Raw genomic sequence first — 13,797 nt, 5'->3', positions numbered from 1 at the left:
GGAAAGGTCCTCTGCCGTAGCTTGAGATTCCCACCCCTGTTCGCCCAGGGGCATCGGCGAGGAGAGGACCGGCAGTGAGACCGTTCGGAGTGGAAGAGGAACTGCTGATCGTCGACGCCGAGACCCTGGCCCCGGCGCCCATCGCCGAGGAGGCGCTGCGGAGGTCGAAGTCCGGCTCCGGCTCGGGCACGGGTGTCGACGTCATGACCGACCATGAGCTGACCGCGGAGTTCAAGCAGGAGCAGATCGAGGTCGTGTGTCCTCCGCAGGCCACCCTCGACGATCAGATCTCGGCGATCAGGGAGGGCCGGTCCCTGGCCGCGGCGGCCGTCGGCGCCGTGGGCGGACGGCTGCTCGCGATCCCGATCATCCCCGGGTACGCGGCGTCGACGCTGAGCCCCGGGGAGCGCTACGACGCCATCAGCGAGGAGCTCGGCTTCACGACCCTCGAGCATCTGACGTGCGGATTCCACGTCCATGTCGAGGTCGAGTCGACCGACGAGGGCGTGGGCGTGCTCGACCGGATCAGGCTGTGGCTGCCGACCCTCCTGGCGCTGAGCGCGAACTCGCCGTTCTGGCAGGGTGTGGACACGGACTACTCGAGCTACCGCTATCAGCTCCTCAGCCGTCTGCCCGCGACCGGTCCCACCGACGTCTTCGGGTCGCGGGACGACTACGAGGACCACTGCCGCCAGCTGCTCGGCTCGGGGGTGCCGCTCGATGCCGGCATGCTCTACTTCGACGCCAGGCTCAGCGCCCGCTATCAGACGGTCGAGGTGCGGGTCGCCGACATCAGCATGACGGCCGAGCGCGCCGCGGTCATCGCCTGCCTCGTCCGCGCGCTCGTCGAGACCGCCGCGCGGGACCGGCACTACGGCGTCGAGATCGCGCCCGTGCGCACGAACCTGCTCCGGATGTGGACATGGCAGGCGAGCCGGGACGGAGTCGAGGCCGACCTCGTCGACCCGACGACGCTCTCGCCCGCCCCGGCGCGGGCCGTCGTGGGCCGACTGCTCGACAAGCTCCGGCCGGTGCTCGAGGAGACCGGTGAGCGGGACCATGTCGAGGACGTCGTCACCGACATCCTCACGACCGGTTCCGGTGCCCGGGCCCAGCGGCGCGTCCACGACGACTCCGGTGACCTGAGCGACGTCATCCGCCACGCCCTCGACCTCACCCTCCGGTGATGAGGGGCGGCCGGATCGCACGTCGCGGTCTCCTCGCCGCCGGTGCCTCAGCGCTGCTGGGGGGGCTGTCTGGCGCGGACCCCGGGCCCCGACCCTTCAGCACGTCCGACGGCGACTCCGAGCGCCTCGGCGACGCGCACCGCTCAGCCCGAGACGCTTGATCTGTCCGATCTGCCCGAGGGCGCCTACGGGGTGTGGGGAACCCACCAGGGCCGCACCGTGGTCCACGACCCGACGACGCGCATCAGGATGTGCTCGACGATGAAGCTGCCCCTGGCCGCCCTGACCCTGCGCGAGAGCGCTCGAGGCGGTCTCGACCTCGACACGGTGCTGACCTGGACGGCGGAGGATCTCATCGGCCATTCACCGTTCACTCGGGAGGACGAGGACTCGACGGCGACGATCGCAGAGCTCGCCGAGGCGGCCGCACGCGGCAGCGACAACACCGCGGCCAATCTCCTCATCGACGAGGTCGGCGGCTTGCCCGCACTCAACGCCTACGCCCGGGACCTCGGCGACCGCGTCACGCGTTTCGACCGGTATGAGACGGAGATGAATGAGCTCAGCGGCGAGCTCGACACGACGACCGCGGCATCGTTCGCCGCGCTCGCCCTCGAAGCGGTCGGTCAGCTGGGCCCCGATGACCGGCGCACCCTCTTCTCGTGGCTGCCGGGGCACGACGACCGGCGGATCGGCGCCGTCGTCCCCGCCGGGATCGACCTCGTCCACAAGACCGGCACGAGCGGCGACGGAGTCCTCAACGACGTCGCGATCATGCACGACGACGCCGAGGTGGTGGGAGGACTGGCGGTGTTCACCGACTGCCCGTCGCCCTCGGAGGAGGTCGTCGTCGAGATCGCCCGCAGGGCCTTCGCCGTCCTCATCGGCTGAGCGCGGGAGCGCGTGCCTGCGATGGCTCTGAGGTCGAGGTGGTCGTCGACTCCGAGCATTTCACGCCGTCGAAGTCGTCCAGCTGGAGGACAATGGTCACATGGACATCCGGATCATGAAGCCGACGTGTCACAGGTGCCGACGCTCGGGCCGTTGGGCGGGCAGGGTCGCCGCGGTCCTCACCGCCGTCGTCCTCACCGGGTGCGGCATCTCCGTGCCCGCCGATCCGCAGGGCACTCTGGACCGGGTCCGCGACGGTGAGATGCGGGTGGGCGTCAGTCCCGAGCCGGGCCTCGTCGACGTTCGCGGAGCGGAGCCGTCGGGGCCGCTTCCCGATCTCGTCCACGGTTTCGCCTCGGAGATCGGCACCGAAGCCGAATGGACCGTCGCGAGTGAGGAGAGCCTGGTCGCGATGCTCGAGGAGGACGAGCTCGACCTTGTCATCGGCGGCTTCACGGACAAGTCGCCGTGGACCGAGAAGGCGGGCATGACCCGCGGCTACGACACGATTCCCGGCGCCGACGGCCGCAAGCTCGTCCTCCTCGTGCCGATGGGGGAGAATGCCTTCCTCACCGAACTCGAGGAATACCTCGACGAGGAGGTCGGCTCATGAGCGGTCACCAGTTCGGACGGTCCGACCTCCCCGACGAGCAGCGGCAGGCGCTGCGGAGCGCCGTGAAGTGGGAGTGGTTCACGATCGGGTACACGACGGTGACGATCACCATTGTTGCCTTCGTCGTCGGCAACTCCCAGGCCATGCGCACCGCGTGGATCGAGGACATGCTCTCCCTCATCCCGCAGATCGCGTTCCTCGTCGCCCTGATCTTCGTCCGCCGCAAGCCGACTCGGGACTTCCCCTACGGCATGCACCGGGCGATGGGGATCGGGCACCTCGTCGCCGGGGTCGCCCTCCTCGTCGTCGGACTCAATCTCGCGTTCGAGGCGGTGAAGGGCCTCGTCACCGCGGAGCATCCGACGATCGGAACCGTCCATCTCCTCGGGACGACGATCTGGCTGGGATGGCTGATGATCGCGGTGATGGCGGTCATCGTCATCGGTCCGGTCTTCATCTACGGTCCCGCGAAGGCGCGGCTTGCTCCTCTCATCCACAACAAGCCGCTCTATGCCGACGCGGACATGGCGAAGGCCGACTGGCAGACCAACGTCGCCTCGATCATCGGCGTCCTCGGGATCGGCTTCGGGCTCTGGTGGCTCGACTATGTGGCCGCCGCGTTCATCTCGGTGGGCATCGTCCTCGACGGGTACCGCAACCTCAAGGGCGCGGTCCTCGACCTCATGGACCGGCGGGCCCGCACCCACGACGACAAGCAGGACCATCCGCTGGCGACCGAGATCGTCGAGTACCTGCGGGAGCTCGACTGGGTGTCCGAATCCGCCGTGCGCCTGCGCGACCAGGGCCAGGTCTTCCACGTCGAGGCCTTCGTCGTTCCCGAGGACGACCGCGCACTCCTCGAGGATCTCCGGGAGGCATCCCAGGGGATCTCCGCCCTCGATTGGAAGGTCCAGGACGTCGTCATCGTCCCGGTCGACGCGCTTCCCGTCGAAGCCGACCCGGGAGGGTCGACGACGCGACTGCTCGAGGGCCGCTGAGAGCGCGGGGTCCGCGGTCTCAGCTCACCGAGCTGGGGGTCTGCTGGTGGATCATCAGCGTCCAGCGGCCGTGCCGGCGGGCGTAGGTGGACACCATGTCCGCCTCGTAGGTCTGCTCTCCGCGCCGACCCGAGAAGTGGTAGCTCAACGCGGCTGCGGTGTCGGAGAGCTCGATGCAGCGCAGCCGGGACAGCTCGAACTCATCCCACGGCGGGGTCTGCTCGAGCCCGGCAATCGCCTCGGTGAGGGTGGCGACCATGCCGGGCATGATGAAGACGCTGCCCGGGTCGCACACCTCGCGGTAGCAGTCGATGTCCCCGCTCGACAGCCGCCTCTCGACGGCCTCGAGCGTCTCGATGGAGGTCATCGGGCCGCCCCTTCCCTCTTCGCCTGCGAGCGGGCGACGATCGCCATGGCGATGAGCGCGACCCCGAGGACGATCGTGTAGACCGCGATGACCCACAGGAGCGCCGCGACCGTGGCTCCGGGGGAGACGAAGAGCATGATCATGACGATGACGGCGAAGACGATGTCGAGGACGCCGAGGGCCTTCGACCAGCCCCGGAAGGACGTCGAGGCGAGTGTGAGGATTCCGCGGATCAGCATGCCGAAGGCGAGCAGCCACAGGAGGACGGCCCCGGTGACGACGGTGAACATCGCGGGCGCGAGCATGATGAGGATGCCGGCGACGATGTAGGCGATGCCTGCGGTCAGCTCCCAGCCCCACGGCAGGCCACGCCTGCGGGCGGCATTGGCGTTGACGATCGTGAGGATCCCGTCGATGACGAGCCACACGCCGATGTAGACGCCGACCGCGATGGCGACGAGCGCCGGAGCGAAGAGCAGGAGCAGACCGAACAGGACGGCGAGGACGCCGCGGAGGACGACGATCCAGAACACGCCCCTGGCAAGGTCGGTGAGCAGGGACTGCGGGGCGCCGGGCGGCAGCAGAGGGGAGCCGAGTTCGTCGCGTCCTGTGTCGCGGGCATCGGGATCGCCGGAGGTGGGAAATGAGGACATCGAAGCTCCTTCGAGGAAAGGTCCGTTGTCCTTGCGAGTCTAACGGAGACACTCCCGATGCGGCAGGGGCCTCGGCGGCAGGACTCTCACATCCACTTCTTCACCCGGAACACGACGTAGAGGAGGACGGCGGCGACGATCATGGCCGCGACGGCCAGGGGATAGCCGTACGTCCACTGCAGTTCCGGCATGTTGTCGAAGTTCATCCCGTAGATCGCCCCGATGACGGTGGGCGCGAAGATGATCGCCGCCCAGCCGGAGATCTTCTTCATGTCCTCGTTCTGCCGTTGCGCGATGAGCGCGGAGTTGACCTCGAGGATCTGCGACAGGGAGTTGCGCATCTCCGTGGCCTCGGCGACGACGCGGGTGAGGTGGTCGTCGAGGTCGCCGAAGTAGGGCTTGAGCTCGCCCGGGATCGTGTCATCGTCGACGCGGGCGTTGAGCGCCTCGCTCACCCGCTTGAGCGACATGGTGGCGTGGACGAGGTCGATGACCTCCTGACTGAGGCGGTAGATGCGCTCGGTGGCGGCGACGTCTCCGCTGAAGACCTGGCTCTCGATCTCGTCCTTGTCCTCCTGCAGCCCGTCGAGGACCGGGAAGTAGCCGTCCACGGTGGCGTCGAGGAGGCGGTAGATCAGGGTGTCGGTCCCGAGGGCGAGGAGGTCCTTGTCCTCGGCGTGGACCCATTCCGTGTTGCGGAAGAACCGATCGAGCTCGTCGCGGTCGGCCGGGATGGGTGTGCCGTCGAGGAAGCGGTTGCCCTGGCAGATGATGACGAGGGAATCGTCCTTGGCGAGAACGTGGATCTCGCTGAACTCGACCTCCTCCGTGTCGTCGAGGTAGAAGACGTTCTTGAACACGAAGAAGAGCACCCCGTCGTAGCGCTCCAGCTTGGGGCGCTGCTTCGCGTGGTGGAGGTCCTCGGCGAGAACCGGGTGGAGGTCCCAGGTCGCGATGATCTCGTCCATGAGCTCGGTCGAGGAGTGGGGGATGAGGTAGCGGGTCATGCCCGCCGAGGTGCCCGAGGAGTTCCGGTCGACGGCCTCGGCGAACGAGGAGGAGATGAGGACGTCCTGCTCCTCGCCGTCGACGATGCGACGGCTGAGGACCATGGGGGCGGGCTGCTCATCAGTGCTGGTTGGATCCGACATGACCCCAACTCTAAGCCTCGCCGAGGTGACGTGGAGGAACGTGTTTACGCCTATGTGACTTGTGGTCTCAGCAGACTTGGAGTTCCCGATCCACAGTGATCTTAGGGAATTTGCGAACATGACCATTGACTAGGGTTTAGGTGGAGGTGGGTTCGAATCACGCCAGCCAGGCACCGCTAGCCCGATTATGGGCTCCCGTTAGACACTGTTTCTGACCTGGGCTTCGTCATGTTCTGAGCCGTCAGTCGGACACCTGTAACAACGGCGACAGCGCTCGTAGCGCGAGACTGGTGCGGGTGAATGAGACTGCTCCGGAATCAGGCCTCGTCCTCGCGGCCATACGGCTACTGAGGAGTCTGCCGGTCCCAGCTGAATAGACGCCGGGTGTGCACGATCCGTCGAGTCTGAGAGGCCATTTAGGGTTGGATTCCCGCCCACACCGCGGCGACACGCGGTCCTGTGTCCCACTCGGAAAGTAGAATCACAAGCTAGCGATGTGATCGAAGGCTTGATCATAGAAGCAACCGGCATCACGAAACTTCGAAGCAGCCGCCGCTAATTGGACGAGTTGGGCTAAGGGCGGCAGAGCCAGTACGCTCAGGACAAACTAGAGAATACCAAACGGAGTAGAACGGAGGCGGTGTGACTCGTGCATGGAACGGGCGTGAGTGGCAGGACTACTGCATCATGCTTCTCCAGAAGCGATACGTCGCGTCTAGTCCTCATAGCCTGCAGCTCGTGCCTGACAGAAATCAGGGCGACCTTGGCATCGAGGCATTTTCGCTCGATGGCGTCGCTTACCAGTGTTACGCAGCGGAAGAGCCGCTCACGGCACAAGCTCGTTATGTGAAACAACGCGATAAGCTGACTACGGATCTAGGTAAACTCCGATCCAACAAGAGAGATATGAGTAAACTGCTCGGAAATGTTGAATTGCATAGATATGTGTTTCTTGTGCACCGTCATGATTCACGGCAGCTCATTAGTCATGCGTCCGCAAAATCGTCAGAAGTCGTGGGCTGGGAATTACCATTCGTGCACCCTGGCTTCCAGATTGTAATCGAAACAGACGACGACTATGCGGCAGAGCGAGAAGCACTGCATGCGATTCCGGCGCCACTTGTGGAACCACCTGAAGTGACGGAGGACGATCGTTGGACTTGGTCTGAGGGGAATTCGGATCTACGCAACACGGCATACGCAAAGCTCGAGAAGATCGGAACTTCACCTGGAACTATCGACTCTGCAATAGAGTCGCTCACGAAGCAGTACCTCAAAGGAGAGAACACGCTCGAGCGTTTACGCACCGCGTCGCCTGAGGTTCATCGAGGAGTTATTGCTGCGCGAGCTCAGAGAGAGGATCTTCTCGCTCTGGAATACCCACCCGGATTCAATGACACGCAAGGCAAATTAGTTGAAATTTCGAGAGAGTTTGCGAAAGCATTGCGGACTGACTTTCCGATGCTTAGCGATTCCACTGCGGGAATGTTGGCTTGGTCGGCTGTGGCGGACTGGTTAATGCGTTGTCCTTTGGATTTCGAGGCGATACCTTGAGCGAACTTCAAGACCTCGAAGATTTTTTCATGTCCGTTCCGGCAAGTCCTCGATTTACGAAGCGATCGGTTAGTATCCCTGGAGACTTTCGCACTAGCTGGCGTCTTTCCGTCCTTTCTCTTCTTCTCGCAAAGGGGCGTTCGAAGTCTCTTGCACTGCCGCATCTTCACGTTCTTTGGTGGGCAATACGGACGTCGAGAAGTCGATCGCTGTTTCTAAAATGGTTCGAAGGAAAAAAGAGCCCCGATGAACTACTGGTGAGATTCGATCCTTCCCTGACGGTTGCGGTCGATCTCGCGCTCGGACAGGGGCTGGCTGAACGGACCGCAACGGGTCTTATAAAACTCACTGAAACAGGTTCCGCTCTTGCAGAATCAGTGAAAAATGACTCTTCAGTTCTGGTGACTGAAAAAGCATTCCTCGCAAATTTACCAAAATCTATCAACCAGCGTCGGATCCGCGAGCTCCTGGAGTGGACATGAACCCAAAGATGCGCCTTCGATCATTGAAGTTGTTTGTACGTACCGAGTTCGGCGTTGCTGAACGGAAGCTCGACTTCCGAGAGGGGCTCAATATAATCAGAGCTGACAATACCTCTGGTAAGTCGACTGCCCTGCAAGCTATCGTTTATGCACTCGGCCTCGAAGGCATGCTTAGTCCGTCTCGCCGCATACCTCTGGCACACGCCATGACCGCCTCTATTGAAATTGACGGTGAACTGCGGTCCGTAGTTGAGTCTTACGTGGCACTCGAAATCGAAAATGCTCGCGGTGACATCATTACGATAATGCGGTCAGTTGTGGATCGCGTGCGCGACAGAAACCTCGTGACAGTTGCTTACGGTCCAGAGCTTACCGTCGCTCCCAAGAATCGCCGTGAAGATTACTTTGTCCGTCTTAGTGGCGGCGCTCAGAATGTTCTCGGATTTCATCGGTACTTAGCTGATTTTCTTGAATTGAAACTGCCTCGCGTCACTCGAATGGATGGGAGCGAGGGCCCGCTCTACCTTGAAACACTTTTCCCCTACTTCTACGTCGAGCAGAAGCACGGTTGGGCTGGCGTCCAAGCAAGGATCCCCACTTACCTCGGAATACGGGACGTTGGCAAACGATCTGCGGAGTACATCCTTGGCCTTGAATCGCTCGACCGGATCCTCCAACGTCAGAGGGTGCGTTCTTCCTTGAGCGAGCTCGAAGCCGACTGGCAGGGAGCTGTTAGTAAGCTGTCTGAGGCTGCGCGGGTCAGCCGTGTGGTCTTACAGAACCTTCCGAAGAGAATCTCACACGTCACCCCGCAAGAAGGAATCGTTCCACGGGTAGTCCTCAATGGTGAGTGGAAGGACCTTGCTCAGGCGATCACTATTTTGCGCGCCGAACTGGCGCAACTCGAGGCTAGCCCGGTGCCCACGGCCGGTAGTTCGGCTCGAGAGGTTGAGTCGAACCTGCAGCAGACTGAACACTCGCTTCGGCAGGCGCTCGCCGTATCTGCCTCTATTGCTGAGGAACGTGAAGAACTTGAGCGTCAGAACCAACAGACTCAGCTGCGTCTTGAAGCGTTGCAAGAGGATCTTCAAAAGCATAAGGACACCCAAGTCCTAGAAAGGCTTGGATCGCAGCACGCGCACGCGCTCCTGGCCGAGCATGTTTGTCCAACATGCCACCAGCACCTCGAGGATGGTGCCGATATTTCGACCCACGCGATGACCTCCGCCGAGAGCATCAAGTTCATCGAGCAGCAGATTTCCACATTCAAGAACGTCCACGACGATCACCAGCGCGTCATCGCCGCGATGCTTGCCCGCGAGCAAAGTCTTGCAACCGAGATCCATGATTACCGTTCTGAGATTCGAGCCGCACGAGACACCCTCAAGGCTCCCAATAGCAGCCCCTCCGTAGCCGCTATTGCTCAGAGGCTTAGGCTAGAAGGCCGTATTGAGGAACTCGACGAGCTGAAGGAAACTTTGGAAGTCTCGCGACGTGAGGTCGAACATCTTCGCGAACGCTGGGTGAAGCAACGTGGGTTCCTCAAGAGTCTAGAGACGGACGATCTGTCCCAAGCAGACCGTGGGCGTATTGAACGGCTTCAGCATTCCGTTCGCACGCAGCTCGCATCGTACCGATTCCAGTCTCTGAATCCTAGCGAAATCGAAATAGACACAACTACATACAGGCCCGTGCACGAAGGCTTTGATCTGGGATTCGACCTGTCTGCTAGTGACATGATTAGACTTATCTGGGCGTACCTCTTCGGCTTGCTCGAAGTCGGACAGGAAACCGGAGGCCGCCATTTGGGAATCTTGGTTTTTGACGAGCCCCGTCAACAGGACGCTGCAAGGGACAGCTATGCCGCACTGCTCGCATACGCCTCGCGCGCCGGAGAGGAAGGAGCGCAGGTTCTTTTTGCGACGAGCGAGCCGGAGGACAGCCTCAAGGAAATGCTTGCTGACAACCCCGCATACCTTCTATTGCTCGCTCCAGGCGAGAAGCTTCTTAAGCACGTCTAACCGACGCGTCCAAAAGTTTCAGGGATGCAGTGGGAACTTTCCGTACTACCGGCGACCACGAAAGCCTCGTGCAATGCTGGTAGGGTGTCGGCACCCTGGCGTGAGTGAGTCTGTGATTGTCGTCGCGAGGTATGATTGTTACGCTCATTAATTGTTTATCCTCGATGCAGCTATTTGGTAAGAGCGGCATACGCGATGTAATTGGTATGTTCGTGCGAGTGGTTTAACTTACTGTGGTTCGCGACACGCGGTGGTCACCGCAATCCGAAGTTTTCACTGACAGAAGGAAACTCTCATCGTTCAGTCATTCGATTGGCCGACGGCGAAAACTGCGGCCGAGCGGAATTTCAACAGTCTGTATCTGATGGGGGACAAGCTGCCGGAGCAGTCTCCTGAGGAGATCGTGCGAAGCGGAATCACCTGGGTCGGTCCTTCCAAGTCCATGCCAGCAGACGATATGAACGCGCTGAAGGAAGCGGGACTCAATGTGGTCCCGTACACCTTGAGCAGTTCCGCGGAGTCGATTGAACTGCCCGAGGGTGTTGCCGGCTACTTCACGGATGATCCCTGGACCGGGAGATGACAGCAAGGGAGCGAGAAGGTGGTCAGGGCACAATAGTGCCATGGCGACAACCAGAGGCGAACTGACAAGACGCGCAACACAGGGCCTGACGATGGCGAAGAAGGCCCTCACCGTCGGCTCGACGATGGTGACCTCCCGACTGACGGAGGCTCGTCTGCCCGCGGATCTGTCCCCTCGAGGCGAGGACGCCTTCACTGCCGCCGTCTACTTCTCCTCCGACATGAGCTCGGTCTACCAGCTCGACCAGTGGCTGTGGCCCTTCGAGCAGCTTGCGGAGCGACTGGGCAGGGACTCCGTCGCCGTCTTCGTCCGCGATGCGAAGGTGGCACTGCACATCCGTTCGCGCACGCAGCTGCCGGTGAGGTTCTCGCGACTGAGCCGAGGACTCGATACGTTCATGGAGGCGCCCAGCCTGCGGCTGGTCTTCTACGTCAACCAGGCCAAGGGCAACTTCCCCGGACTGCGCTTCCCACGCCCGGCCCATGTCCACCTCAGCCATGGGGAGAGCGAGAAGATCTCGATGATCTCCAACCAGCTCAAGGCCTACGACTACGTCTTCACCGCCGGCCACGCCGCGAGGAAGAGGATCACCGACAACCTCATCGGCATGGTCGAGGACCGGATGCTCGACGTCGGCCGCCCCCAGCTCGATCGGCCTCGGCACATCCCGCGGGAGTGGGAGCGCTTCGATGCGCAGGCACCCGCCGGTCCCACAGTCTTCTTCGCGCCGACCTGGGAGGGCGACTCCCCGGCGATGGCGTACGGAACCCTCCCCGGCACCGGGGAGACCCTGGTGACAGGGCTGCTCGAATCGGGATACCGGGTGATCTTCCGCCCGCACCCGCGCACGGGAGTCCTCGACCGGCGCTTCGCCTCGGCGCTCGAACGGGTGAAGGGCATCGTCACCGAGCACCCGCGGGGTTTCCTCGATTCGACTCCGGAGGTGTCGTGGCAGTTCGATGTCGCCGACGTCGCGCTTGCCGAGATGTCGTCAGTGGCCTTCGACTGGCTCTCGACACACAAGCCGCTCGTGATGATCGCTCCGGACGATCCGGGCGCCGAGGTGCTCGCCGGGGGACTGTTCGACCGCTGCCCGACCGTGACGAGCGAGACGGCCTCCGACATCGTGGCGATCACCACAGCGGCCGTCGCCGACGACAACGCTGATGCCAACGCCTTCGAGTACCTGGGAGATACCGCGGCGGGGAATCAGATCCGCCGATTCATCGAGGCGAGTGCCCAGGTCATCGACGTCCGCAGCACCGAGCTGGACAGTCGGGACCGATGAGCCGAGGCGAGGGAGGCGAACGGTTCGGGATCGATTCTTGCAGAATGGTAAACTTGGGCTGAATTCTCAGTACGTTCGTGGCCCCGATGACCGGGGCCTGATTTTTTGGATGGGTGCACAGATGCGTCGAGTCATCACCTACGGCACGTTCGACCTGCTTCACTACGGGCATATCCGCCTGCTCCAGCGCTGCAAGGAGCAGGGCGACTACCTGGTCGTCGCTCTGTCCAGTGACGAGTTCAACGCGGGCAAGGGAAAGAAGTCGTACTTCTCCTACGAAGAGCGCAAGCACATGCTCGAGGCCATCCGCTACGTCGATCTCGTCATCCCGGAGGACAACTGGGAGCAGAAGGTCTCCGACGTCGAGAAGTACCACATCGACGCCTTCGTCATGGGCGATGACTGGGAGGGCAAGTTCGACTTCCTCAAGGACAAGTGCGAAGTGATCTACCTTCCGCGCACTCCCGAGATCTCGACCACGAGGATCAAGAGCGAACTCGCCGGCTCCTGACCTGTCCACCGAGAACGGAGAAGCACGGAGCAGCATGACCACAGCGGCGTCGACCGACGAGCCCATCCGCCTGTCGATCATCATTCCCGTCTACAACAACCCCGACCACATCCGCACCGCCATCGAGGGTGCGGTCCGGCAGACCGTCCCCGGCGGGCGGACAGAGGTGATCGTCGTCAACGACGGGTCGACGGACGGAACAGTCGAGGTCCTCGCCGAGCTGGAGTCGCTGCACCGGAACCTCACGGTCATCCATCAGAAGAACTCGGGGTGGGCGGGCGCTCCCCGCAACACCGGACTCGATCATGCACTCGGGGACTACGTCTTCTTCCACGACGCCGACGACCAGCTCGACGGCGACTGCCTGGGCTCGGCCGTCGCCTTTGCCGACGAGCACGACAGCGACGTCGTCCTCGTCGGGATCGAAGGACGCGGAGGTCGGCACACCCACGCCGATGTGTTCGAGTCGACCCAGGTCGACGGTGATATCCGCAAGCTCGTCAGGTCCAACTTCTGCTTCAAGCTGTTCAGACGCGAATTCCTCAACGCCCACGACGTGAGGTTCCCGGAGCACAAGATCCGCCTCGAGGACGCTCAGTTCTGCTTCCGCGCGTACTCGCTGGCCTCCCGGGTCTCGATCCTCGCCGACCGCACCTACTATTTCGTGTACAACCACGGAGCGGGAACGGGTCACATCAGTCACTCGGGCGTCTCGGCAGAGCTGCATGCCGAGGGGATCAAGAAGAGCCTCGAGCCTCTGCGCAGCGGTCCGTGGGACGACGCGCAGCGCCGTGAGGCGATGGCCGACTACTTCCGCCGAGTCACCCTCCTGCGATTTAACGGGCATTTCGGGAAGAGGTCGCTCAACTACCGGCTCGGGTGGATCCGTGAGGCATCCCGCCTCGTCCATGAGTTCGCCCTCCCGGAGAGGCTGCATGAGTTCTACACGCCGACGAACCTCGCTCGCGTCTGGAGCCTGCGCCGTCCGGTACCCGCACTCGTCGAAGCGGTGGGCAGGCAGAGCTTCCGCAACCCCGTCGTCGTCGCCGAGGTCGACGAGGTCCGTGTCGGAGCCTTCCATGTGGAGTTGAATGGCATTGCCACGGCCCTCATGGCCACGGAGGATTTCGACCGCCTCGTCATCCAGCTGAGACACGGTGCCGATACGATCTCCGAGGTGGCGGCCACACTCGGGCCCGAGATCACCGAGACCGTGGCCAACGCTGCGAAACGATTCAGCGTGCGCATTCCCCTCGCCCCGCTTCTGCGCCACAGGTCCGTGAAGCTCTATGCCTCCGCACTCGATTCGCAGGGAACCGAGACGAAGGTCCTGCGGGTCGGCCTGGCTGCCGACGTGGCCCCACAGTCCCATCGGCTGCTCCCTGGAACCGAGGTGTTCCCGACCGTCCTCGGCGGTCTCAACATCCGCCTGGGCCTCGGCGCCCGGAGTGTCCTCACGCGGGTCCTCGAGCGAGTGGAAAAACCGTGAGATAGCATT

The 13,797-nt window shown here is 62.7% G+C and carries 14 protein-coding genes; 11 read left to right on the top strand and 3 right to left on the bottom strand.

The features are described 5' to 3' along the window. Positions 1–74 precede the first annotated feature (74 nt). From DFO65_RS06540 to DFO65_RS06525, 4 genes are all read left to right on the top strand, one after another. Positions 75–1,187 carry a carboxylate-amine ligase gene (locus DFO65_RS06540; protein ID WP_113903633.1) on the top strand — a complete coding sequence of 371 codons (1,113 nt, stop codon included), beginning with the start codon at positions 75–77 and terminating at the stop codon, positions 1,185–1,187. A 42-nt stretch (positions 1,188–1,229) separates the two neighbouring features. After that, complete coding sequence (locus DFO65_RS06535; RefSeq protein WP_113903632.1) at positions 1,230–2,078, top strand: serine hydrolase; 849 nt, start codon at positions 1,230–1,232, stop codon at positions 2,076–2,078. Between the two features lie 100 nt (positions 2,079–2,178). Continuing rightward, positions 2,179–2,691 (top strand): transglycosylase SLT domain-containing protein, encoded by a 513-nt coding sequence (locus DFO65_RS06530; protein ID WP_245940508.1) that lies wholly within the window; start codon positions 2,179–2,181, stop codon positions 2,689–2,691. Beyond that, the gene (locus DFO65_RS06525; protein WP_113903631.1) at positions 2,688–3,689 is read left to right on the top strand and encodes a cation diffusion facilitator family transporter; all 1,002 of its coding nucleotides are present in this window, start codon (positions 2,688–2,690) and stop codon (positions 3,687–3,689) included. Before DFO65_RS06530 ends, DFO65_RS06525 begins: the two co-directional genes overlap by 4 nt. A 19-nt stretch (positions 3,690–3,708) precedes the next feature. Here the strand turns inward: DFO65_RS06525 and DFO65_RS06520 are convergent, their stop codons facing one another. The 3 genes from DFO65_RS06520 to DFO65_RS06510 all read right to left on the bottom strand — a co-directional run bounded on the left by DFO65_RS06520 (position 3,709) and on the right by DFO65_RS06510 (position 5,860). Continuing rightward, on the bottom strand, positions 3,709–4,056 hold the full coding sequence (locus DFO65_RS06520; protein WP_113903630.1) for a DUF4440 domain-containing protein: 348 nt from the start codon (positions 4,054–4,056) through the stop codon (positions 3,709–3,711). After that, complete coding sequence (locus DFO65_RS06515; RefSeq protein WP_113903629.1) at positions 4,053–4,709, bottom strand: HdeD family acid-resistance protein; 657 nt, start codon at positions 4,707–4,709, stop codon at positions 4,053–4,055. Before DFO65_RS06515 ends, DFO65_RS06520 begins: the two co-directional genes overlap by 4 nt. An 86-nt stretch (positions 4,710–4,795) precedes the next feature. Beyond that, complete coding sequence (locus DFO65_RS06510) at positions 4,796–5,860, bottom strand: magnesium and cobalt transport protein CorA (protein ID WP_245940507.1); 1,065 nt, start codon at positions 5,858–5,860, stop codon at positions 4,796–4,798. Positions 5,861–6,598: 738 nt separating this feature from the next. Between DFO65_RS06510 and DFO65_RS16935 the strand changes: the two genes are divergently transcribed. The 7 genes from DFO65_RS16935 (at position 6,599) to DFO65_RS06485 (ending at position 13,788) form a co-directional block, all read left to right on the top strand. Next, positions 6,599–7,414 carry a hypothetical protein gene (locus DFO65_RS16935; RefSeq protein WP_147233290.1) on the top strand — a complete coding sequence of 272 codons (816 nt, stop codon included), beginning with the start codon at positions 6,599–6,601 and terminating at the stop codon, positions 7,412–7,414. Then, positions 7,411–7,896, top strand: a complete 486-nt coding sequence (locus tag DFO65_RS16930) for a hypothetical protein (protein WP_147233288.1) — start codon at positions 7,411–7,413, stop codon at positions 7,894–7,896. Before DFO65_RS16935 ends, DFO65_RS16930 begins: the two co-directional genes overlap by 4 nt. Further along, positions 7,893–9,917, top strand: coding sequence for an AAA family ATPase (locus tag DFO65_RS06505; protein ID WP_113903627.1), 2,025 nt, complete (start codon positions 7,893–7,895; stop codon positions 9,915–9,917). The genes DFO65_RS16930 and DFO65_RS06505 overlap by 4 nt, the downstream gene beginning before the upstream one ends. A gap of 364 nt (positions 9,918–10,281) precedes the next feature. After that, a complete protein-coding gene (locus DFO65_RS06500) occupies positions 10,282–10,500 on the top strand; it encodes a PI-PLC domain-containing protein (RefSeq protein ID WP_113903626.1) in 219 nt (72 codons plus the stop codon). Between the two features lie 40 nt (positions 10,501–10,540). Then, complete coding sequence (locus tag DFO65_RS06495; protein ID WP_113903625.1) at positions 10,541–11,788, top strand: CDP-glycerol glycerophosphotransferase family protein; 1,248 nt, start codon at positions 10,541–10,543, stop codon at positions 11,786–11,788. A gap of 121 nt (positions 11,789–11,909) precedes the next feature. Further along, entirely contained in the window at positions 11,910–12,299 is a 390-nt protein-coding gene (tagD, locus tag DFO65_RS06490) for a glycerol-3-phosphate cytidylyltransferase (RefSeq protein WP_113903896.1), read from the top strand. A 34-nt stretch (positions 12,300–12,333) separates the two neighbouring features. After that, positions 12,334–13,788, top strand: a complete 1,455-nt coding sequence (locus DFO65_RS06485) for a glycosyltransferase family 2 protein (protein ID WP_113903624.1) — start codon at positions 12,334–12,336, stop codon at positions 13,786–13,788. The last annotated feature ends 9 nt before the right edge of the window (positions 13,789–13,797 follow it).

Source organism: Brevibacterium sanguinis, from assembly GCF_003315415.1.
GTDB classification, from domain to species: Bacteria; Actinomycetota; Actinomycetes; order Actinomycetales; family Brevibacteriaceae; genus Brevibacterium; species Brevibacterium celere_A.
Note: the sequence above shows the minus strand (reverse complement) of the source record. Positions and strands in the feature narration are given on the sequence as shown.